Here is a 20,875-nt window from a genome sequence, read left to right as displayed (position 1 = left end):
ACCTTATTGATTCACTTTTTTATGAACCCTCTCTCAATCATGCGGAATCATTCCCTTCATCGTTTTAGTATCCGCATTGCACTGCTTGGCCTGACTTGCTGCATAGCAGCCGCGGCTTACGCGCAAACGGCAGCGGCACCTGTCGCGGCGGCCAGCAGTCCGCGTCAACAGATACAGCCAGTCGATTTTATCGTGGCCGTAGTCAACAGCGAAGTGATTACCCAGCGCGAATTGCTGAGTCGGCTGAGTGACGTGGAAAAACGCCTGTCGGCGCAGGGCGGTGCGATGCCACCTCGGGGACAGCTGCAAAAGCAGGTGCTCGAACGGATGATTGTCGAACGCGCACAGGCGCAGCTGGCCAAAGAGTCCGGCGTCGCTATCGATGACACCATGCTGGATCGCGGACTGACCCGTATCGCCGAGCAAAACAAGCTCACGCTGGTGCAATTGCGCGCTCAGCTTGAGCATGACGGCATGAACTACGCCTCTTTCCGCGAAGACATCCGCCGTGAAATGCTGACTCAGCGCCTGCGTGAACGGGAAGTCGATAACAAGGTTCAGGTTCTGGAATCGGAAGTCGATAATTACCTCGCGGCAGAAAAAAATACACAGGCCACGCAGGAACTTAATGTGGCGCAAATTCTGATCACGACCCCCGAAAATGCCTCGCCGGAACAACTATTGCAACGGCGTGAACGCGCCGAAGACGTGTTGCGGCAATTGAAAACCGGCGGTGATTTCGCCAAGCTGGCCGCAGTGTATTCCGACAGCACCGACGCGTTACAAGGCGGCGATCTCGGTTGGCGCGCCGGAGATCGACTGCCGGAACTATTCGTGACAGCGGTCGCCAGTTTGCAGCCGGGTCAGGTATCGGCTCTGGTCAGAAGCAATAATGGTTTCCATATTTTGAAACTGCTCGGTCGCCGTTCTGCCGGTGCCGCTTCCATTGCTGCTTTGCCGGCAGTGCAACAAACGCATGTCCGGCATATTCTGATCAAGCTCAATCAGGTCGTTACTGCCAACGATGCGCGGCGCAAGCTGCTGGAAATCAAGGACAGACTCGACCACAAGGCGGCCACTTTTGAAGAATTGGCGAAGTTGTATTCCAACGATCTGTCGGCCAGCAAGGGAGGCGATCTGGGCTGGGTTTATCCCGGCGATACAGTGCCCGAATTTGAACGTGCGATGGATAAGCTCAAGCCGGGTGAAATCAGTGAGCCGGTCGAAACGCCGTTCGGTTTCCATCTGATCGAAGTGGTAGAACGCAAAACCGATGATGCTTCGAAAGAACGTCAGCGGCAAGCGGCGCGGCAAGCATTGCGCGAACGCAAAATACAAGAGGCGACGGATGACTGGATGCGCCAGGTACGCGACAACGCCTATGTCGAATACCGCAACGATCAGGATTGATGTCTACTCCCCCACTTGAGCAAACAGGACTGAATCCACCAGCAGCCGTCACGCCTATCCGCCGACCCGTTCTCGCCATCACCTGTGGAGAACCGGCCGGAATCGGCCCGGAAATCGCTCTCAAGGCGGCATGGGAATTGCGCGGCGAGATATGCTCGGTGCTGATTGGCGACGCAGCCTTTCTGGCGCAAGCCGCCGCAGAGATCGATCCTGCAATTCGCTTGTCGGCTTTATCCCAGCAGGACTTTCGCAACAACGGCGTTCCGACGTTTGCCGATCAGCGACTGGTTGCCATCGATTGCCAGTGGCCGCGCATGGTGCATCCGGGCCGCTTAGACGCCGGCAACGGTGTGGCGGTATTGCGTACGTTGGACATTGCTATTGATGGCGCGCTGGCGCACCGGTTTGAGGGCATCGTCACGGCACCGCTGCAAAAAAGCACCATCAACGATGCCGGGATTGCCTTCACCGGACACACCGAATATCTGGCGCAACGTACCGGCACTGAGCACGTCGTGATGATGCTGGCGGGCGGTACCGCGCCCCATCTGCGGGTTGCGCTGGCGACAACCCATCTGGCGCTCAAAGAGGTTGCCGCAGCGATCACCTTCGACAGTCTGTCGCGCACATTGGACATCCTCCATGCCGAGCTGCAAAAGAAATTCGGTCTGCCTCATCCTCGCATTCTGGTCACCGGCCTCAATCCGCATGCGGGCGAAGGCGGTTATCTGGGACGCGAAGAAATCGACATCATTACCCCAGCGCTGGAAGCGGCAAAAGCGCGTGGCATTGCCGTTAGCGGCCCTTATCCGGCGGACACGCTGTTCCAACCCAAATATCTCGAGCAAGCCGATTGCGTGCTGGCGATGTATCACGATCAAGGATTACCTGTGCTGAAATTCGCCAGCTTCGGCCACGGCATCAACATTACGCTGGGTTTGCCCATCATCCGCACCTCGGTCGATCACGGCACGGCGCTGGATCTGGCGGCAAAAGGACCGGGACACGCCGATCACGGCAGCATGCTGGAAGCGATGCGCGCCGCTGCGCGCATGGCGTTGGCAAGCAGGTCGGCATGAAGCATATTCCCCGCAAACGCTTCGGTCAGAATTTCCTGACCGATCAGAATGTGTTGCTCGACATCATGCGGGCAATCGATCCCCAGCCGCAGGATGCGATGGTTGAAATCGGCCCCGGACTGGCCGCAATGACCGGCATGCTGCTAAAAAGTGTGAAGCAACTGCACGTGGTCGAGCTGGACCGCGATCTGGTAACGCGTCTGCATAAACAGTTCGATCCGGCGCGGCTGACCGTTCACAGCGCCGACGCGCTGCAATTCGATTTCTCTTCGATTCCCGTTCCTGCCGGACAAAAACTGCGTGTGGTCGGCAATCTGCCCTACAACATTTCCAGCCCCTTGCTGTTTCATCTGGCCGCGATTGCACCGCAGGTGCAAGACCAGCATTTCATGCTGCAAAAAGAAGTGGTGGAGCGGATGGCGGCAGCGCCGGGCAGCAAGACCTTTGGCCGGCTCTCGGTCATGCTGCAATGGCGTTACCGGATTGAAATGATGTTCATCGTGCCGCCTACGGCCTTCGATCCGCCGCCGCGCGTGGAGTCGGCCATCGTGCGCATGGTGCCGCTGGCGCAACCGATGGCGTGTGAGCAGAAACGGCTGGAGCAAGTGGTCACCAAAGCCTTTACGCAAAGGCGCAAAGTAATCCGCAATAGCGTTTCAGAACTACTAAGCGAAAACGAACTGGTCGATTGTGGAGTCGATCCACAGGCCCGCCCCGAAGCGGTAGCGGTCGAACAGTTCGTTGCGCTGGCCAATTATCTGACCAAAAAACTGGGCTGACGCAGCGTCGATTTATTCGACGCCGTGTTCGATCAGTTCAATTTTGTAACCATCAGGGTCCTGCACGAAGGCAATGATGGTGTTGCCTCCCTGAACCGGCCCCGCTTCCCGCGTCACGATACCGCCGCCTGCCTTCACGCTTGCGCAGGTTGCTGCCGCATCGGCCACTTGTACTGCCAGATGGCCATAAGCCGTACCCATTTCATAACTCGTGACGCCGTAGTTGTACGTCAATTCCAGTTCTGCCTGCTCGGGATTACTGGCGTAGCCAAGGTAGGCCAGCGTGTATTTCTGCGCCGGACGATCGACAGTTCTGAGCAGCTTCAGGCCGAGTAGCTTGGTGTAAAAATCGGTCGATTTCGGCAAATCGCCGACGCGCAACATCGTGTGCAAAATACGCATGTCATTATCCTAGGTTGATTGAAACAAATCTTGATGGTGAGTGACTCAGGGGTGGGCATGCCCTGAGTGCCCGTGCGCATGGTCATGCGCATTGCCATGCTCATGATCATGCCCGACATGTTTTGCGGAAAAAGAATGTTCCGGATGATCTTGTTCGCACGGAAGGTCTTCCAGCTGCACCGTGGCGTGATGGATGTTGAAGCGTTCTGCCAGCATCTGACGAATCGCCGTCAACAGGCTGGCATAGCCGGTGTCGCCGGGTTCGCGCACGACGTGCACGGTCAGGCTGATTTTGTTGCTGGAAATGGCCCAGACATGCAGGTCATGCAGACTGCTCACGCCGGGAATAGCCAGGATGGCCGTTTCGATCTGGATGAATTCGATACCGGCGGGAATGCCTTCCAGTAACACATTGAGACTCTCTTTGAGCAGCATCCAGCTACGCGGCAAGACCCAGACGCCGATGCCGATCGCGACGACTGAATCGACCCAGCTCCAGCCGGTCCAGCGAATGATCAGCGCACCGATAATCACGCCCAGCGAGCTGAGCATATCGCTCCACACTTCCAGATAAGCGCCTTTCAGGTTCAGGCTGTGATCCTTGCCCCCATGCAGCATGCGCATGCTGATCAAATTGATGACCAGTCCCAGAACCGCCACCGCAAGCATGACGGACGACTGAATTTGCGCCGGATGCATCACGCGCTGGTAAGCCTCATACAAAATATAAAAAGCTACCAGAAACAGCAGCACTGCATTCATTGCGGCGGCCAGAATCTCAAAGCGGGAATAACCGAAGGTGCGTTTAGCGTCCACCGGCCGCCTGCCGATGCGCATTGCCAGCAGGGCAATGGCCAGCGCAGCGCTATCGGTGAGCATGTGCGCCGCATCGGAGATCAGGGCCAGACTATTGGTGAGAAATCCGGCAACGGCCTCGACAATCAGAAAGGTACTGGTCAGGCCGAGCGCCCACCACAATGCTTTCTCGTTGCCGTTGTCGGGAATTGCGTGTGAATGTCCTGCGCCCATGTACTTGTCCATTGAAGATTGACCTGGCCGACTGGATACGGCGCCTCAGGATTGGTCTTCATGGTAGCGCAGTATGGCTAAGGAAGTATGGAAGCTGCGCGGCGCGTTCTGAAATGGCACCGCGCAGTAGCGCAGTAGAGCAGTAGAGAAATAGAGAAATAGAGAAATAGAGAAATAGAGAAATAGAGAAATAGAGAAATAGTGAGCTTGCCCGGCACTGCCTTAAAACTGCTCCCAGCTATCGTCGCCGGCGGTTGTTGCCATCGCGACCTGCTTGTTAGCAGCGGGATGAGGGGGTTTGGCGGCGGGCTTGATTGTTTTGTTCACCGCATTCGAACGGGGCGCACCGGCGTGTTTTACTGGTGTCGCAATATTGGCGCTGATTGCCGGCATTCCATCGAGCTTGAACACGCCGACGACGTTGGACAGCGTTCTTGCCTGATCTTGCAAGGATTGCGATGCAGCGGCAGCCTCTTCCACCAGCGCTGCATTTTGTTGGGTCACTTCATCCATTTGCGTAATGGCGCGATTGACTTCTTCGATGCCGGTACTTTGTTCCTGGCTGGCGGCGGAGATTTCGCCGACGATGTCGGTAACGCGTTTCACGTTAGCGACGACTTCTTCCATCGTCGTTCCGGCCTGTTCCACCAGCCTGCCGCCTTGCTCCGCTTTATCCACCGAATCGGAAATAAGCGTCTTGATTTCTTTTGCTGCTGCCGCAGAGCGTTGCGCCAGACTGCGCACTTCGCTGGCAACGACGGCAAACCCGCGTCCCTGCTCACCGGCGCGTGCTGCTTCGACTGCGGCATTCAGAGCCAGAATATTGGTTTGGAAAGCAATACCGTCGATGACGCTGATGATGTCCACGATTTTGTTCGACGAGGCATTAATCGCATTCATGGTGTTGATCACTTCATGCACCACGAGGCCGCCACGGATCGCTGTTTCAGAAGCATTGACCGCCATCTGGCTGGCCTGACGCGCATTGTCGGCGTTCTGTTTGACTGTCGATGTTATTTGCTCCATCGCCGAAGCGGTTTCTTCCAGCGAGCCGGCTTGTTCTTCGGTTCGGGCGGAAAAGTCCAGATTACCCATCGCAATTTCACCTGATGCTGTGGAAATCGTATCGGTGCCGCTTTGAACTTCGGTGACAATCTTGACCAGGTTGTCGTTCATTTTTTTCAGTGCTTGCAGTAATTTGCCGATTTCGTCATTGGACCTGATGTCGATACGTTGAGTTAAATCACCTGTGGCGACTTTGTCCGCAATGTGAATCGCTTCAATGAGTGAGCTCACGATGCGACGCGACAGGAGTAAGCCCATGATGGCAACACCGAGAATCACCGTCAGAGAGATGGCAATGGAAATCCAATTCGCATGTTCCATTGTTGACGCAGCTTCTGCGGCACTTTTCTTGCCGAGTGCTTCGTTATATTTGATATGCGCAATTAATGCGTTGTAGAGCCCGATAATGATGGGCTGGTTTTGCATCATCAGTTCTTCCGCCGCGTCTTTCTCACCGGACTTCGAAGCAAATATAACCTTGTCGCGGAAAGTGTCGTAATTGGCAAGTGCTTTCCGGTCTGCGGCTAATAAAGTCCCGTCCTGTTCATCCGTCACGTTTTCTTTTTCATATTTCGAGAGGGCGGTAAGGATGGCCGTGTGCTGAGTCGCTATGCCATTTTCCAATGTTTGGCGCTTGCCAGGATCGGTCGCAGCAATATGCTGCCATACCGCTGTGCGTATCTGACTAAATGGTTGAAATGCTTCATCTAAGGCGAGCAGGCTAGGCACCGTATTGATATTCGCGTAATTAGCCGCCGCGTAGACCTGGCCGAGTTGATAAATACCAAGCCCTGCCAGGCCGGCCAATCCAACGACAACAGAAAAAATTAACAAATACAAACGGTTCGCAATAGACATGGTTTCCTCGTTCAGAATTTTTTGGGATGACGTTTTGATAACGAAATCCCGGATTAACTGTTGTTTTGAGGAAATATATCATTAAGTAAATCAATAAACAAAAATATTTGTTTATTTTATTTATTTCGTTTATTTGGAAAAATTCATTAGTTTTATGGTAAGTCATGTTTGCTTGCCATTTGGAAACAATAGGGTGGGATGCGAGGAGGACGAGCAGATGCCTGCCTGTGAGGCAAAGGGGATGGGGTCGTGCAGAAGGGAGGGGTGCTACAGATGTAAGCTGGCAAAGCGTGTATTGCAGTAGTGCAGTATTGCGCGTTCTGAAACGGTGTTGTGCGACATGAGATCAGCCCAGAGCCTGTTGCTCTCTCAACAATGAGATATGAACAGGCTCTGGTTCAACAGCTACTTAAAACTCTTCCCAGTGATCATTTCCTGCCGCTACCGACGTGGCGATGGTTTTGGCAGGGGGATAGATGCGCGGTTTGATGGCGGGCCTGGGTGTTTTTTTAGTTGCCATCGTCGGATTCGCACGCGGAGCGGCCACATGCTCTGCGTGCGTCTCAATTCTGCTGCTCGCGGTGGACATCCCGTCGAGCTTGAAGATGCCGACGACACGGGTCAGTGTTCTGGTCTGGTCTTGCAGTGATTGCGACGCAGCCGTCGCTTCTTCGACCAGGGCCGCATTTTGCTGGGTGGTTTCATCCATTTGCGTAATGGCCCGGTTGATTTCCTCGATACCGGTGCTTTGTTCCTGGCTGGCGGCGGAAATTTCGCCGACGATGTCGGTGACGCTTTTCGCATTGCTCACGATTTCTTCCATCGTCAGTCCCGCTTGCTCGACCAGTTTTCTGCCATGCTCCGCTTTTTCTACCGAATCGGAAATGAGGGTCTTGATTTCTTTTGCCGCTGCCGCAGCGCGCTGCGCCAGACTGCGCACTTCACCGGCAACGACCGCAAATCCGCGTCCCTGCTCACCCGCGCGAGCCGCTTCCACGGCCGCGTTCAGAGCCAGAATATTGGTTTGAAAAGCAATACCGTCGATAACACTGATGATGTCGACAATTTTGTTCGACGAAGCATTAATCGCGGTCATGGTGTTTCTTACTTCACGCACCACTTCGCCTCCCCGTATGGCCGTTTCAGAGGCATTGACTGCAATCTGGTTAGCCTGACGCGCATTATCGGCATTCTGTTTGACGGTCGACGTGATCTGCTCCATCGCCGCTGCCGTTTCTTCCAGAGAGCCGGCTTGTTGCTCAGTGCGGGCGGATAAATCCAGATTGCCCACTGCGATTTCGCTGGATGCCGTGGAAATCGTATCGGTGCTGCTGCGCACCTCACCGACAATTCTGGTCAGGTTGGCGTTCATGTCTTTCAATGCCTGCATCAATTGACCCGTCTCGTCATCGGACGTGACTTTGATCTGTTGGGTCAAATCGCCGGTAGCCACTTTTTGTGCAATTGCCACGGCCAGATGCAGTGCATTGACGATCCGGCGTGACAACAGCAATCCCATGATGGCGATACAGATGATCGCGGCCAGAGAGATGGCGATCGAGATCCAATAGGCCTGACGCATGGTTGCTGCGCTTTCTTCTGCGCCTTTTTTACCCAGGTCTTCGTTAAATTTTGAATGCGCAATCAGTTCGGCATAGAGCCTAGTGACGATTGCCTGATTTTGCATCAGGAGGTCCGTCGCTGCATCCTTTTGGCCTGCATTTGAAAGGGAAATAATCTTGTCGCGAAAAATATCGTAATTGGTAAGTTCTTTTCGATCCGTTTCCAGGAGGGCTCGGTCCTTATCATCGGATATATTTTCTTTTTCATACTTCATAAAAGCACTGATGATGGCCTCATGTTCGGTGGCGATAGCACTCTCTAATTGTTGGTGTTTGGCGGGATCAGACGAGGCTATGTGCTGCCAGACCAATGCTCGTATTTGCGCAAAGGGTCGGAATGCTTCATCGAGCGCGAGCAGACTGGGAACTGTATTGACGTTCGCGTAATTGGCTGCCGTATAGACCTGATTTATCTGGTAAATACCCATGCCGGCAACTCCGGCAAATCCAATAACGACAAATAAAATTAATAAATAAAGACGTTTTGCAATGGACATGACTTCCTCGCGTGGAGATTTTGTAATTACGGTTGTTATAACCAAATAATCAAATTTTATTTGGAGAAAATATATAACTTCGTGAATTAAGGCGGAGTGCGGGAAATATTTATTATTTGGAAGAGAAGAGGTTTATGTAATTACTTTTGTTATAACCAATTAAGCGACCAAATCTTATTTGGAATAAATAACGGAAGGGATTAAAAAAAATAGCGAAACAACACTTAAATATCAATTGTATTTGGAAATTTTAATTAATCGATTTGAATTGAATACTAACAACAATATCTTCATATTGATATACAGATATCATTATTATTATTGGATATACAAATGAATTAACTCCATATCCAGTTGAAGGAATTAAGAGTCTTGTAGAACTAAAGGGGGAAAAGGAGGGGGCAAGAAAAAACAGACAGGGCAAGCATCTCGCTAATGAAACGTCAACAGACCTAGCCTTTTGAAGCAGTTTTAAAAAATGGGCAACGTATCGGGTCCGCGGTCGCGCAGGGCGCGCTTGGCGTCTTCAAATTCGGGGAAAATCGATTGCACGGTCGCCCAGAAGCGCGGGCTGTGGTTCATTTCGCGCAGATGCGATAACTCATGGGCGATGACGTAATCGATCAGCGGCAGGGAAAAATGCATCAGTCGCCAGTTCAGGCGGATTTTGCCGTCGGCGGTGCACGAACCCCATTGTGTCGTGGCAGACGACAGGGCAAATGAGCGGTATTCCACGCCCAGTTTTTCGGCGTAGATCGGCAGGCGGGCAGCGAAGGTTTCGCGCGCTTGTTGTTGCAGCCAGCCCAGCACGCGGTCTTTAAGCTGTTGCTCGCTGGCATCGGTCGGCAAGGACACTACCAGTTCGCCTGAGGCCAGATTGTGCGTGATTGCCGCGCCTGGTTGCGTGCGCAGGCGCAGGGTCAGCTCTGCACCCAGAAACGGTAAGGTCGCCCCATCGCGCCATTCCATCGGCGGCTGAAGGCGGCGAACGGAGCGTTCGCGCCGTTCGTTCAGTTTGGTAAAAATCCAGCGTTGCTTCTCACGGATGGCGTTTTCGATTTCGCCCAGCGTGACCCATTTGGGAGCCGTCACTCGCAGTCCCTCCTCGCCGATCAGAAAGCCTATCGTGCGTCGTTTGGAGCGCAACAGAACGTAATCAAGCGTGTGTTCGCCGACCTGGATGCGGCGCTTGCCGTCTGCCGGCGTAGTCTGCCGTGGCGCAGGGGGTAAGGCAGGAGGCGTGGGCAATAGCGGACGGATACTGCCCGTCGGTGGTGTGGCGACCGGTTTGATCTGATCGCGAGGCAAGGGCTCCGGCGCGAAGAAATCCAGTTGCAGCGCAAGCTGGTTAGGATCAGGCTGAATCTGGCGACGGAGCAGTTTCAAAAGAGGGCGCAGGATATTTATAGTGGATGAGAAGCTTGGTCAGAGGGGTGGCCCACGGGTTTGCCTGCATACACGGCAGGGGAAATCACGCGCATTTCGGATTCTATCCAGGTTTCCACTTGTTCGGTTAATTGCGCCGAGGTCAGCCCATCCGGCGCAATCGGTTTGCCGATCGATACCGTGATCAGACCAGGTTTTTTAATGAAAGAATTCTTCGGCCAGCATTCGCCAGCATTGACGGCGATAGGAACTACTGGCGTATTGGTTTCCACCGCCAGCCGCGCGCCACCGAGCTTGTATTTGCCTTTTTCCCCGACCGGGATGCGGGTGCCTTCGGGAAACATGATGATCCACTGACCGTCTGCCAGCCGTTGCCGGCCAAGACTGACCACTTGCGCGAACGCATCCTTACCCTTGCGGCGATCGATAGGAATCATCCGCAGCAGTCCAATGCCCCAGCCAAAAAAGGGAATGTAGATTAATTCCTTCTTGAAGACGAAGACCAGCGGACGCGGCATTTTCAGCAGAAGAAAAATGGTTTCCCATGCCGACTGATGTTTGCAAAGCAAAATGACCGGTGCATCCGGCAGGTTTTCAGCGCCCTTGATTTCATAGCGGATGCCGCAGATGAGCTTCGCGGTCCAGATCACGAACCAGTTCCAGCGCGAAGTCAGGTAATAGCGGCGGGCATAAGGGAAGGGGGCAAACAGCACGCAGGCCAGCGACCACACCACGGTAGCTACCGTCATGCAGAGGACAAAAAACAGGGATCGCAAAAAGAGGACAGGGTGCAAGATTCAAACTCCGGTTAGACGGTTCACATCACAAATCAGATAGCGGCTCGGTGCGGGGCAGTGGGCCGATACTTCAGAAAGCGGCAGGGCAACAAGCGGTGTCAGACCAGGCAGCCGTCTTTCAGACAGCCACTTCCATCGACGGCTTGAGTATGAAATCCACCGCCGCCGCCAGATCAGGGAAGACCAGTGTACCCGGTGGCAAGCCGCCCTTATCCAGCGATTTTTTCCCTTTGCCGGTCAGCACCAGATACGGCGCGCAACCGGCGACAAAGCCTGCCTGCAAATCGCGCAGTGAATCGCCAACCGTGATCACGCCGCCGCGCAGGCTGAGGTTATAACGACGCGCAATATCGGTGAACATCCCAGCTTTCGGCTTACGGCAATCGCAATTGTCGTCAGCGGAATGCGGGCAAAAGAAAACGGCGTCGATATCGGCGCCCACCTGTTGCGCGGCTGTATGCATTTTATGGTGGATCGCATTGAGCGTGACCATATCGAACAGGCCGCGTGCCACGCCCGATTGATTGGTCGCCACCACTACCCTATAGCCTGCCTGATTGAGCCGCGCGATGGCTTCCAGCGAGCCTTTGATGGGCAGCCATTCTGCCGGCGTCTTGATGAAGGCGTCCGAGTCCATGTTGATCACGCCGTCGCGGTCCAGGATGATCAGTTTTAACGGCCTCACCGGCTTGGTATCGGAGCCCATCAGTTCAGACCGCCAGTTTGGAAATATCGGCAACCCGATTGAGCATCCGATGCAGCTCGGCCAGCAAGGCCAGCCGGTTGTCGCGCAATTGCGGGTCTTCGGCGTTCACCATCACGTCGGCAAAGAAAGTATCGACGTCCTGACGCAGACGGGCCAGCGCTTGCAATGCACCGGCGAAATCGCCGCTGTTGCAGGCAGCATCAACTTGCGGCGCGAGTTGCAGCATGACCGCATGCAAATTTTTCTCGGCGGCTTCGACCAGCAAATCGGCTTGTACTGCGTGCCCAGTGCCAGCGGGGATGGTCGATTTTTTGAGGATGTTGGTGATGCGCTTGTTGGCCGCTGCCAGCGCTTCCGCTTCCGGCAAGGCGGCAAAGGCGTGGACCGCGAGCAGGCGGTCGGCAATGTCGTTGAGCACGTCCGGCTGTTGCGCCACGACCGCTTCGATTTCATTGACGACATGACCGCGTTCGCGCAGCAAACCGCGCAGGCGGTCGTAGAGGAAATCAGCCAGTTCAGGCCCCGGTGCTTTGAAGTCCGGGTAGCCGCTGAAGACCGCTTTGGCAGCAGCCAGCAGCGCAGCGACCGACAAGGGCAAGTGCTTCTCGACCAGCATGCGCACGATGCCCAGCGCATGGCGGCGCAAGGCGAACGGGTCTTTGTCGCCGGTCGGTTGCAGGCCTATGCCCCAGATACCGACCAGCGTTTCCAGTTTGTCGGCCAGCGCGACGGCGGTGCTGACCGGCGTGGTCGGCAGCGTGTCGCCGGCGAAACGCGGTTGATAGTGTTCGGCCGCGCTCAGGGCGACTTCATTGGCCTCGCCGTCGTGGCGGGCGTAGTAGCCACCCATGATGCCTTGCAGTTCCGGGAATTCACCGACCATGTCGGTCAGCAGATCGGTTTTAGCCAGCAGCGCAGCGCGACTGGTCAGTACGGCATCGGCGCCAAGCAGCCCGGCGATGGCCACGGCCAGCGCCTGTACCCGCTCAGTGCGTTGCAATTGGTTGCCCAGCTTGTTGTGATAGACCACGTTGGCCAGCAGCGGCACGCGCGAAGCCAGGGTTTTTTTCTTGTCTTGTTCAAAAAAGAATTTGGCATCCGACAAGCGCGGACGGACGACCCGTTCATTGCCCTCAATGATGTGACTCGGATCAGTCGTTTCCAGATTGGAGACGATCAGAAAGCGCGAGCGCAGCAAGCCGCTGGCATCGGTCAGCGCAAAATATTTCTGATTGGTTTGCATGGTCAGCACCAGGCACTCTTGCGGCACGCTCAGGAATTCGTCGTCGAAACGGCATGCGTAGACGGCCGGCCATTCGACCAGACCGGTGACTTCATCGAGCAGCGCTTCCGGCATCAGCACCTGATCGGTACCGGCTTGGGCGAGCAAGGCGCTACGGATTTTTTCCTTGCGCTCGTCAAAGCTGGCAATCACTTTGCCGGCACCGCTCAGCAGCGCGGCGTAGCCGTCGGCGTGGTCGAGCGTGAGCGCGCCTTGGGAGAGAAAACGATGACCCTGCGTGATGCGATCAGCGTCCAGCCCCAGCAAATGCACCGGTACCACGGCATCGCCATGCAGTACCAGCAAGCGGTGGGCGGGACGCACGAAATGCACGGTGGTACCGGTATCGCGCCCGCTTTGCCGCTGATAGCTCATCAGTTTGGGAATCGGCAATTTGGCCAGAGTATCTTCCAGCGCACTTTGCAAGCCGCTTGCCAGCGGACTGCCTTTGGCGGTGTAGCTGTAAAAGAAGCTCTCCGCTTTACCGTCCTGTGCGCGTTCCAGTTCGTCGGGCGTGATGATGGTGGCGCCGGTCTGGATCGCCAGCGCCGCCAGCTTTTTGATCAGCGGGGCGGTCGGATGCCCTTCGGCATTGAGCGCCACGGTGACGGGCAAGACTTTTTCGCGCAGCGCTTTGTCCGGCGACACGGCGCGCACGCCGCTGATCGAGACGGCCAGCCGACGCGGGCTGGCGAAGGTGGTGGTAACAGCGTCGGCATCAATATAGCCGCGTGTCTGCAAGCCTTTGACTATGCCATCGGCGAAGGCATCGCCCAGTTTGGCGAGTGCCTTGGGAGGCAATTCTTCGGTCTGGAGTTCTACTAACAGGGTCTGATTCATGGGGTGCTCGTGCTCTTATTGTGTTCTGGTCGTGTTTTGATTGTGGCGGCAGGCGCGTTGGCAGGCACCTTAGGCAGTTTGCTGCGTCTGCTCGAGCATGGGGAAACCCAACTGTTCACGCGAGGCGTAATAGGCTTGCGCCACGGCCCGTGACAGGGTGCGGATGCGGCCGATATAGGCGGCGCGCTCGGTCACGGAAATGGCCCCGCGGGCGTCGAGCAGGTTGAAAGTGTGCGCCGCTTTCAAAATCATTTCGTAGGCCGGCAGGGTCAGCGGCACTTCCAGAATGCGCTTGGCTTCGGCTTCGTAATTGGTAAACAGCGAAAACAGGAATTCCGTATTCGAGTGTTCGAAATTGAAGGTCGATTGCTCCACTTCGTTCTGGTGGAAAACATCGCCGTACGACAGGCTTTTTTTGACGCCGTTGTCCGTCCATTCGGTCCACACCAGATCGTAGACGTTTTCCACTTGCTGCAAATACATGGCCAGTCGTTCGATACCGTAGGTGATTTCACCCAATACCGGTTTGCAGTCGATGCCGCCGACCTGCTGGAAATACGTAAACTGCGTGACTTCCATGCCGTTGAGCCAGACTTCCCAGCCCAGTCCCCAGGCACCCAGCGTCGGGTTTTCCCAGTCGTCTTCGACGAAGCGGACATCGTTCTTTTTCAGATCGAGCCCCAGCGCTTCCAGCGATCCGAGGTAGAGGTCGAGAATGTTTTCCGGCGCGGGTTTCAATACCACCTGATATTGGTAGTAGTGCTGCATGCGGTTGGGGTTGTCGCCGTAGCGGCCGTCTTTCGGGCGGCGCGAGGGCTGGACGTAGGCGGCGCGCCACGGTTCCGGGCCGATGGCGCGCAGGAAAGTGGCGGTGTGCGAGGTACCGGCACCGACTTCCATGTCGTAGGGTTGCAGCAGCGCGCAGCCTTGCGTGGCCCAATAGTCTTGCAGTTTGAGGATGATTTGTTGAAATGTCAGCATGTCGGGGGGAAGTAGGTGAAGGGTCGTACACACGGCGTTGTTTAGCGCACTATGCGCGCCACGCCGACAACCAAGGCTCGAATTTTAACGGGTTTTGCTAATGGTATGCGAATCATGCCCTTGCGACGGCTGCTGCGAACGTCGATATTGCCGCCAGCAGAGCAGCAACATCAGCAGCGCCAGCAGCACCGCAGGCAGGTTTCCCGCCAGCAGATAGGGGGTCTGACCGCCGTAACCCTGCACCGTGGCGCTCAGGACGCCGCGCATGGACGGTGTCAGTTGCGCCAGGATGCGGCCCTTGGGATCGATTACTGCGGTAGCGCCGGTATTGGTGGCGCGCAACATCGGGCGTCCCGTTTCCAGCGCCCGCATTTGCGAAATCTGCAAGTGCTGCGGTATGGCAATGGAATTGCCGAACCAGGCAATGTCGGACATGTTGAGCAGGATGCTGGCTTGTGGCGCTCCATCGCGGCGGGCGGCGGCCAGCGAGCCGGCGATTTCTTCGCCAAACAAATCTTCGTAGCAAATATTGGGCAATATCCATTGGTTCCTGACGGCAAACGGCGCTTGCTGTCGGGTGCCGCGTGTGAGGTCGCCCAGCGGGATGTTCATCAGGTCGATGAACCAGCGGAAACCGGTCGGCACAAATTCGCCGAAAGGCACCAGGTGATGTTTGTCGTAACGATAGGGCTGGATAGCGGTCGGGTCCGGGGAGATGCCCAGGACGCTGTTGCTGTATTCCTGTGGCGCGTCGGAAAACACCATGCCCAGCGCCAGATGGCTGTCCGATTGCTGCGCGAAGGTACGCAGATTCGGCAGGAAGTCCGGTGGCAGTTGTTGCTGCACTAGCGGGATGGCCGTTTCCGGCGTGGCGATCAGATCGGCGGGCTGGTCCCGGATCATGTCGGCGTAGGTATTGAGGGTTGCCCGCATGCCTTCATCGGTGTATTTGATGTCCGGCGTGATATTGCCCTGGAGCAGGCGGACCGTGATCGGCTGACCTTGCGGTGCCGTCCACGGCACCAGCCTTAGCAGTACGCCGCCTACCAGCAAGCCAAGAATCAGGAAAGCAGGGAGCGTTTTCGATTTGCCGGGCAGCGTCAGCAGTGCCAATGCACCGGCCATCAGCGCGGCGATGCCGCCGACGCCGTAGACGCCTAACAGCGGGGCGAAACCGGCCAGCGGGCTGACGCTATGCGCGTAGCCGCTGCTGATCCAAGGCAGACCGGTCAGCAGCCAGCCGCGCAGCCATTCGGAGAGCAGCCAGACGGCTGGCAACATCAGCAGCGCCATGGCTTTGTCCGACGTCTGCCAGCGCTGGCGTAGCCAGCTTGCCAGCACCATGGCAGCGGCGGTGAACAGGCCGAGGAAGGCGGCGAGCAGGGCTACGGCCAGTGCCGCCATCCAGCCCGGCATACCGCCATAGGTGTGCATGCTGAAATACAGCCAGTGCATGCCGCAGGCAATGCCGCCGGTGCCATAGGCCCAGCCGACCCAGGCGCTGTCGCGCAGTGGGTGGGCGTGACCGGCATGACCGGTGAGCAGGACGGTGCGGATCAGCCAGGCCAGTGTCAGGATTTGCAGCGGCCAGAGGGAAAACGGAGCAAACGCCAGCGTCGTGGCAGCGCCCAGCAGCAGCGCCAATAAAATCATCAGCAATGTGCGGGGAAGTGGGCCCCCCGGCGCTTCGGAGGGCCGGGGGATGTTGCTGGCGCTTGGCGTCAAGATGCGTCGGCGGCGAAAGCCGACGGCAATTTTTCTACCAGCAGCACATGCACCTGACGTGCATCAGCGCGCAGCACTTCAAAGCGCACGCCGTCGATATCGACGCTGTCGCCCTTGCGCGGCACGCGGCCCAGATGGTTGGCCACCATGCCGCCGAGGGTGTCGGCGTCGTGGTCTGAAAAATGCGTGTCCAGTTCTTCGTTGAACTGGGTGATTTCAGTCAGGGCCTTGACGCGCCAGCGCGCGCCATTGGCACCGTCCTTGATGGACAGGATATTGTCTTCGGCCTCATCGAAATCGTATTCGTCTTCGATATCGCCGACGATCTGTTCCAGCACGTCTTCGATGGTGATGAGTCCGGCGACACCGCCGTATTCGTCGACCACGATGGCCATGTGGTTGCGGTTGGCGCGGAAGTCGCGCAGCAGCACGTTGAGACGTTTCGATTCGGGGATGAACACGGCGGGGCGCAGCATGTCGCGCACGTCGAAGGATTCTTCGGCGTAGTAGCGCAGCAAATCCTTGGCCAGCAAGATGCCGATGACTTTGTCGCGTTCGCCTTCCACGGCCGGGAAACGGGAATGGGCGGTCGTCAGCACGTCCGGCATCCAGGTTTCTATGGGTTTGCTGATGTCGATGCTGTCCATCTGGGAGCGCGGCACCATGATGTCGCGCGCGGCCAGATCGGAGACCTGGAACACGCCTTCGATCATCGAGAGCGCATCGGCGTCGATCAGATTGCGTTCGTGGGCATCCTGCAACACTTCGAGCAGTTCGGCTCGATTTTCTGGTTCGGGGGAAATCAGGGCGGTCAGACGTTCAAATAATGAACGATGAGGCTTTGCGTCAAGGGATTTGGCGCTACCGGGAGGGAGATCTTGCATATGGCGTGAGCCGTGGGTCCGACGTTGTTTTGAGGGGATACAGGATACAACAAAAAAATGTCTGCACGATGAAATGCCACCGTAAGGGTTTGTTGACAACAGGCCCCGGGGTGGCCGGGTCAGTGTTCCATTCAGCGTTCCAGGTAGGGATTGGCCAGTCCGCAGCGGGCCAGAATCTCGATTTCGAGTTGTTCCATCTCTTCCGCTTCTTCGTTGTTTTCATGATCGTAGCCCTGGGCGTGCAGCACGCCATGCACGATCAGATGCGCCGCGTGATCGACCACGCTTTTGCCCTGCGCGGCAGCTTCGCTTTCCAGCACATCGGTGCAGAGCACGATGTCGGCCTGCGTCGGCAGATCATCGCTGGCGGCGAATTTTTCCTCGTCGGCGTCGGCGGAATAGGCGAAAGTCAGCACATTGGTGGCGTAATCCTTGCCACGGTAGTCGCGGTTGAGCGCCTGCCCTTCGGCAGCGTCGACGAAACGCAGGGTCAGTTGCGCCGGTGCCAGCAGTGCGGCTTGCACCCAGCGCCGGACTTGCGGACGCGACAGGACGGCTTGCAGGCGCGGATCGGGATATTGCACCGAAAGGGATAAAGCCGGGCGCGGCGATTTTTTGGCCGGCTTGCCCGGCGCGACAGCCGGTGGCGTTTTATTTTTTGACATGGCGAATTTTGGCGGCTTGCGTCAGGCGCTTGAGGGCGGCGCTGGAGGTGTCACGGGCATTGCCCATCGCTTCATAGGCATCGACTATGCGCGCTACCAGCGGGTGACGCACCACATCGCTGCTGGTAAAACGACTGAAAGCGATACCGTTGACGTCATGCATGACTTCAATCGCGTCGGTCAGGCCGCTGCGCTGGTCAGGGCGCAGATCGATTTGCGTGATGTCGCCGGTGACTACCGCCTTGCTGCCAAAGCCGATGCGCGTGAGAAACATCTTCATCTGTTCCGGCGTGGTGTTTTGCGCCTCGTCCAGGATGATGAAGGCGTGATTGAGGGTGCGGCCGCGCATGTAGGCCAGCGGCGCGATTTCGATGATCTGTTTTTCCAGCAGCTTTTGCGTGCGGTCGTAACCGAGCAGTTCGTAGAGCGCGTCGTAGAGCGGACGCAGATAAGGGTCGATTTTTTGCGTCAGATCGCCCGGCAGAAAGCCCAGACGTTCGCCGGCTTCAACGGCTGGCCGGGTCAGCACGATGCGTTGCACCGCGTCGCGTTCCAGCGCATCGACTGCGCAGGCGACGGCCAGATAGGTTTTGCCGGTACCGGCCGGGCCGACGCCGAAGGTGATGTCATGTTCCAGAATATCGCGCAGATACTGGCTTTGCAGCGGGGTGCGGCCGCGCAGATCGTGTTTGCGGGTTTTCAGCACCGGGGTGTCGATTTCACGTTTGCTGTCTTCGACCGTTGCGGCGGGGACGAGGCGGGGAGCGGAAGAGGCGGACTTGCCGCTCTCTGCCGGACTTTGCGCCGCGCGCTGCTCGACCAGCGCCAGTTGGATGTCCTGCAGCGACACCAGTTTGTCGGCCCGCTCGTAGAAATGCGCCAGGATCTCGACTGCACGCAGGGCATTGTCGCCACTGGCGATGAATTTTTCTCCGCGCCGGAAGATGGTGACGTCCAGTGCCATGGCAATTTGCCGCAGGTTTTCATCGAGCGGACCGCACAGATGCGCCAGTCGCTTGTTATCCAGCGGTTGCGGAATGAAGTACTGCGGTTGCGTCGGCATTTTTTTCAAGCGGAGCCTGGAGGTGAGGGGAGAATCGGTTCGCCGCGCAGCGAGAACGGATAAGCCAGCACGATGTGGACATCAATCATCTGACCGATCAGGCTCGCTCCGTCGGGGCCGCCGTTGAAATTGACGACGCGGTTGTTTTCAGTCCGGCCTTGCAACTCTTCCGGGTCTTTTTTGGACGGCCCTTCGACCAGAATGCGTTGCACGCTGCCGACCATGGCCATGCTGATTTTGGTGGCGTTGTCCTGCACCACCGCTTGCAGATGTTGCAGGCGCTTGAGCTTGACTTCATACGGCGTATCGTCGCTCAGACCGGCGGCCGGCGTGCCGGGGCGCGGGCTGAAAATGAAGCTGAAGCTGGTGTCGTAACCGATATCGGTGATCAGCTTCATCAGCGCATCGAAATCTTCTTCCGTTTCGCCCGGAAAGCCGACGATGAAATCGCTGGAAATGGCAATGTTGGGCCGCACCAGACGCAGACGGCGGATCACCGATTTGTATTCCAGCGCGGTATAGCCGCGTTTCATGGCACCGAGAATGCGGTCGGAACCGTGTTGCGCCGGCAGGTACAGGTGATCGACCAGCTTCGGCACTTTGGCGTAAGTATCGATCAGGCGCTGCGTGAATTCTTTGGGATGGCTGGTAACGAAGCGGATGCGTTCTATGCCGGGAATGTCGGCAATGTATTCGATCAGCAGAGCGAAGTCGGCGATATCGCTGCCGCCCTTGCCGTCGTCCATGGTGCCGCGGAAGGCATTGACGTTTTGCCCGAGCAGCGTGATTTCCTTGACCCCTTGTTCGGCCAGACCGGCCACTTCGGTCAGCACGTCCTCGAACGGCCGCGACACTTCTTCGCCGCGCGTATAAGGCACCACGCAATAGCTGCAATACTTGCTGCAACCTTCCATGATCGACACGAAGGCCGTCGCACCGTCCACTTTGGCCGGTGGCATGTGGTCGAATTTTTCGATTTCGGGAAAGCTGATGTCGACTTGCGGGCGGCCGCTGGCGCGTCGCTCGTTAATCAGTTGTGGCAGACGATGCAGGGTTTGCGGGCCGAATACCAGATCGACATAGGGCGCGCGCTTGACGATTTCCGCCCCTTCCTGCGAGGCGACGCAACCGCCGACACCGATCAGCAGATTGGGATTATTTTTCTTCAGTTCGCGCAAACGGCCCAGGTCGGAAAACACTTTTTCCTGCGCTTTTTCGCGCACCGAGCAGGTGTTGAGCAGGATCAGATCGGCCTCTTCGGGACGGTCGGTGCGAATCAGACCGTCGGAAGCGTTCAGAACATCGACCATCTTGTCCGAGTCGTACTCGTTCATTTGACAGCCGAAGGTTTTAATAAAGACTTTTTTTTGCATAAATTGCTTAATAAGTTACTTAATAAATTGCTTAATTTGTGAGGCATCTGCAAATGACTTACCGCGGCGCACAGGCCAGCCGGCGAGTGCATAGGTCAGCGCATAAGCCATCGCATAAGCCAGCGCATAGAACAGTCCAGCGGCGAAATACGGGTCAGGATTGCGTCCGGGGCGCAGGACAGATCACTGCGACGAGGGTGTGAAAACCAAGGGTGTGGAAACCGGGGGAGAACGGGGGCCGATTATAGCATTGGATAGCCGCAGCCCCGGGGGAGGAGCCGCCGGAGCCGGGCGAATCAGATCAGCCTGGTCTGGCTGCTTTCAGACTGAATCGCAGGGCCTCGTCGAGACGGACAACGGTGCCGGCCCAGTCGGCATCCGGCGGCATACGGAATAGCCGCAGCGTGGCGGGATGTTGGTCTGGCATGGGCG

General features: G+C 56.8%; 17 protein-coding genes. 3 read left to right on the top strand and 14 right to left on the bottom strand.

What is annotated here, in order from left to right; translation table 11 throughout:
• Positions 1–39 precede the first annotated feature (39 nt).
• The 3 genes from RGU70_RS00290 to rsmA are packed head-to-tail and all read left to right on the top strand — an operon-like array spanning position 40 to position 3,268.
• Positions 40–1,410, top strand: a complete 1,371-nt coding sequence (locus tag RGU70_RS00290) for a peptidylprolyl isomerase (protein WP_322207440.1) — start codon at positions 40–42, stop codon at positions 1,408–1,410.
• Positions 1,410–2,489, top strand: coding sequence for a 4-hydroxythreonine-4-phosphate dehydrogenase PdxA (gene pdxA, locus RGU70_RS00285; protein WP_322207439.1), 1,080 nt, complete (start codon positions 1,410–1,412; stop codon positions 2,487–2,489). The genes RGU70_RS00290 and pdxA overlap by 1 nt, the downstream gene beginning before the upstream one ends.
• Positions 2,486–3,268, top strand: coding sequence for a 16S rRNA (adenine(1518)-N(6)/adenine(1519)-N(6))-dimethyltransferase RsmA (rsmA, locus tag RGU70_RS00280; RefSeq protein WP_322207438.1), 783 nt, complete (start codon positions 2,486–2,488; stop codon positions 3,266–3,268). The genes pdxA and rsmA overlap by 4 nt, the downstream gene beginning before the upstream one ends.
• Positions 3,269–3,280: 12 nt before the next feature.
• Here the strand turns inward: rsmA and gloA are convergent, their stop codons facing one another.
• From gloA to miaB, 14 genes are all read right to left on the bottom strand, one after another.
• On the bottom strand, positions 3,281–3,670 hold the full coding sequence (gene gloA / locus RGU70_RS00275) for a lactoylglutathione lyase (protein ID WP_322207437.1): 390 nt from the start codon (positions 3,668–3,670) through the stop codon (positions 3,281–3,283).
• Positions 3,671–3,715: 45 nt separating this feature from the next.
• Complete coding sequence (locus RGU70_RS00270) at positions 3,716–4,699, bottom strand: cation diffusion facilitator family transporter (protein ID WP_322207436.1); 984 nt, start codon at positions 4,697–4,699, stop codon at positions 3,716–3,718.
• 222 nt (positions 4,700–4,921) lie between these two features.
• Positions 4,922–6,622, bottom strand: coding sequence for a methyl-accepting chemotaxis protein (locus RGU70_RS00265; RefSeq protein WP_322207435.1), 1,701 nt, complete (start codon positions 6,620–6,622; stop codon positions 4,922–4,924).
• A 409-nt stretch (positions 6,623–7,031) separates the two neighbouring features.
• On the bottom strand, positions 7,032–8,741 hold the full coding sequence (locus tag RGU70_RS00260; protein WP_322207434.1) for a methyl-accepting chemotaxis protein: 1,710 nt from the start codon (positions 8,739–8,741) through the stop codon (positions 7,032–7,034).
• A 471-nt stretch (positions 8,742–9,212) separates the two neighbouring features.
• On the bottom strand, positions 9,213–10,127 hold the full coding sequence (locus tag RGU70_RS00255; RefSeq protein ID WP_322207433.1) for a SprT family zinc-dependent metalloprotease: 915 nt from the start codon (positions 10,125–10,127) through the stop codon (positions 9,213–9,215).
• A 17-nt stretch (positions 10,128–10,144) separates the two neighbouring features.
• A complete protein-coding gene (locus RGU70_RS00250) occupies positions 10,145–10,876 on the bottom strand; it encodes a lysophospholipid acyltransferase family protein (RefSeq protein WP_322207432.1) in 732 nt (243 codons plus the stop codon).
• 166 nt (positions 10,877–11,042) lie between these two features.
• The gene (gene gmhB / locus RGU70_RS00245) at positions 11,043–11,630 is read right to left on the bottom strand and encodes a D-glycero-beta-D-manno-heptose 1,7-bisphosphate 7-phosphatase (protein WP_322207431.1); all 588 of its coding nucleotides are present in this window, start codon (positions 11,628–11,630) and stop codon (positions 11,043–11,045) included.
• A 4-nt stretch (positions 11,631–11,634) separates the two neighbouring features.
• A complete protein-coding gene (glyS, locus tag RGU70_RS00240) occupies positions 11,635–13,752 on the bottom strand; it encodes a glycine--tRNA ligase subunit beta (RefSeq protein ID WP_322207430.1) in 2,118 nt (705 codons plus the stop codon).
• Between the two features lie 69 nt (positions 13,753–13,821).
• Positions 13,822–14,733: a glycine--tRNA ligase subunit alpha gene (gene glyQ / locus RGU70_RS00235; protein ID WP_322207429.1), complete on the bottom strand. Its 912-nt coding sequence runs from the start codon at positions 14,731–14,733 to the stop codon at positions 13,822–13,824.
• 84 nt (positions 14,734–14,817) lie between these two features.
• Complete coding sequence (gene lnt / locus RGU70_RS00230; RefSeq protein ID WP_322207428.1) at positions 14,818–16,386, bottom strand: apolipoprotein N-acyltransferase; 1,569 nt, start codon at positions 16,384–16,386, stop codon at positions 14,818–14,820.
• Positions 16,387–16,454: 68 nt separating this feature from the next.
• Positions 16,455–17,342: an HlyC/CorC family transporter gene (locus RGU70_RS00225; RefSeq protein WP_322207427.1), complete on the bottom strand. Its 888-nt coding sequence runs from the start codon at positions 17,340–17,342 to the stop codon at positions 16,455–16,457.
• A 131-nt stretch (positions 17,343–17,473) separates the two neighbouring features.
• A complete protein-coding gene (ybeY, locus tag RGU70_RS00220) occupies positions 17,474–18,007 on the bottom strand; it encodes an rRNA maturation RNase YbeY (protein WP_322207426.1) in 534 nt (177 codons plus the stop codon).
• Positions 17,994–19,079, bottom strand: coding sequence for a PhoH family protein (locus RGU70_RS00215; RefSeq protein ID WP_322207425.1), 1,086 nt, complete (start codon positions 19,077–19,079; stop codon positions 17,994–17,996). The genes ybeY and RGU70_RS00215 overlap by 14 nt, the downstream gene beginning before the upstream one ends.
• The gene (miaB, locus tag RGU70_RS00210) at positions 19,076–20,443 is read right to left on the bottom strand and encodes a tRNA (N6-isopentenyl adenosine(37)-C2)-methylthiotransferase MiaB (RefSeq protein WP_322207424.1); all 1,368 of its coding nucleotides are present in this window, start codon (positions 20,441–20,443) and stop codon (positions 19,076–19,078) included. The genes RGU70_RS00215 and miaB overlap by 4 nt, the downstream gene beginning before the upstream one ends.
• Positions 20,444–20,875: the final 432 nt, after the last annotated feature.

This window comes from Herbaspirillum sp. RTI4, assembly GCF_034313965.1.
Taxonomy (GTDB): Bacteria; Pseudomonadota; Gammaproteobacteria; order Burkholderiales; family Burkholderiaceae_D; genus Herbaspirillum.
Note: the sequence above shows the minus strand (reverse complement) of the source record. Positions and strands in the feature narration are given on the sequence as shown.

What these genes read in the sequence shown, in the direction of transcription:
- RGU70_RS00260 (WP_322207434.1), bottom strand. Translation starts at nt 8,741, where the DNA reads ATGTCCATTGCAAAACGTCTTTATTTATTAATTTTATTTGTCGTTATT.
- rsmA (WP_322207438.1), top strand. Translation starts at nt 2,486, where the DNA reads ATGAAGCATATTCCCCGCAAACGCTTCGGTCAGAATTTCCTGACCGAT.
- RGU70_RS00290 (WP_322207440.1), top strand. Translation starts at nt 40, where the DNA reads ATGCGGAATCATTCCCTTCATCGTTTTAGTATCCGCATTGCACTGCTT.
- gmhB (WP_322207431.1), bottom strand. Translation starts at nt 11,630, where the DNA reads ATGGGCTCCGATACCAAGCCGGTGAGGCCGTTAAAACTGATCATCCTG.
- RGU70_RS00250 (WP_322207432.1), bottom strand. Translation starts at nt 10,876, where the DNA reads ATGACGGTAGCTACCGTGGTGTGGTCGCTGGCCTGCGTGCTGTTTGCC.
- gloA (WP_322207437.1), bottom strand. Translation starts at nt 3,670, where the DNA reads ATGCGTATTTTGCACACGATGTTGCGCGTCGGCGATTTGCCGAAATCG.
- ybeY (WP_322207426.1), bottom strand. Translation starts at nt 18,007, where the DNA reads ATGTCAAAAAATAAAACGCCACCGGCTGTCGCGCCGGGCAAGCCGGCC.
- RGU70_RS00265 (WP_322207435.1), bottom strand. Translation starts at nt 6,622, where the DNA reads ATGTCTATTGCGAACCGTTTGTATTTGTTAATTTTTTCTGTTGTCGTT.
- RGU70_RS00270 (WP_322207436.1), bottom strand. Translation starts at nt 4,699, where the DNA reads ATGGGCGCAGGACATTCACACGCAATTCCCGACAACGGCAACGAGAAA.
- pdxA (WP_322207439.1), top strand. Translation starts at nt 1,410, where the DNA reads ATGTCTACTCCCCCACTTGAGCAAACAGGACTGAATCCACCAGCAGCC.
- glyQ (WP_322207429.1), bottom strand. Translation starts at nt 14,733, where the DNA reads ATGCTGACATTTCAACAAATCATCCTCAAACTGCAAGACTATTGGGCC.
- glyS (WP_322207430.1), bottom strand. Translation starts at nt 13,752, where the DNA reads ATGAATCAGACCCTGTTAGTAGAACTCCAGACCGAAGAATTGCCTCCC.
- RGU70_RS00225 (WP_322207427.1), bottom strand. Translation starts at nt 17,342, where the DNA reads ATGCAAGATCTCCCTCCCGGTAGCGCCAAATCCCTTGACGCAAAGCCT.
- miaB (WP_322207424.1), bottom strand. Translation starts at nt 20,443, where the DNA reads ATGCAAAAAAAAGTCTTTATTAAAACCTTCGGCTGTCAAATGAACGAG.
- lnt (WP_322207428.1), bottom strand. Translation starts at nt 16,386, where the DNA reads ATGATTTTATTGGCGCTGCTGCTGGGCGCTGCCACGACGCTGGCGTTT.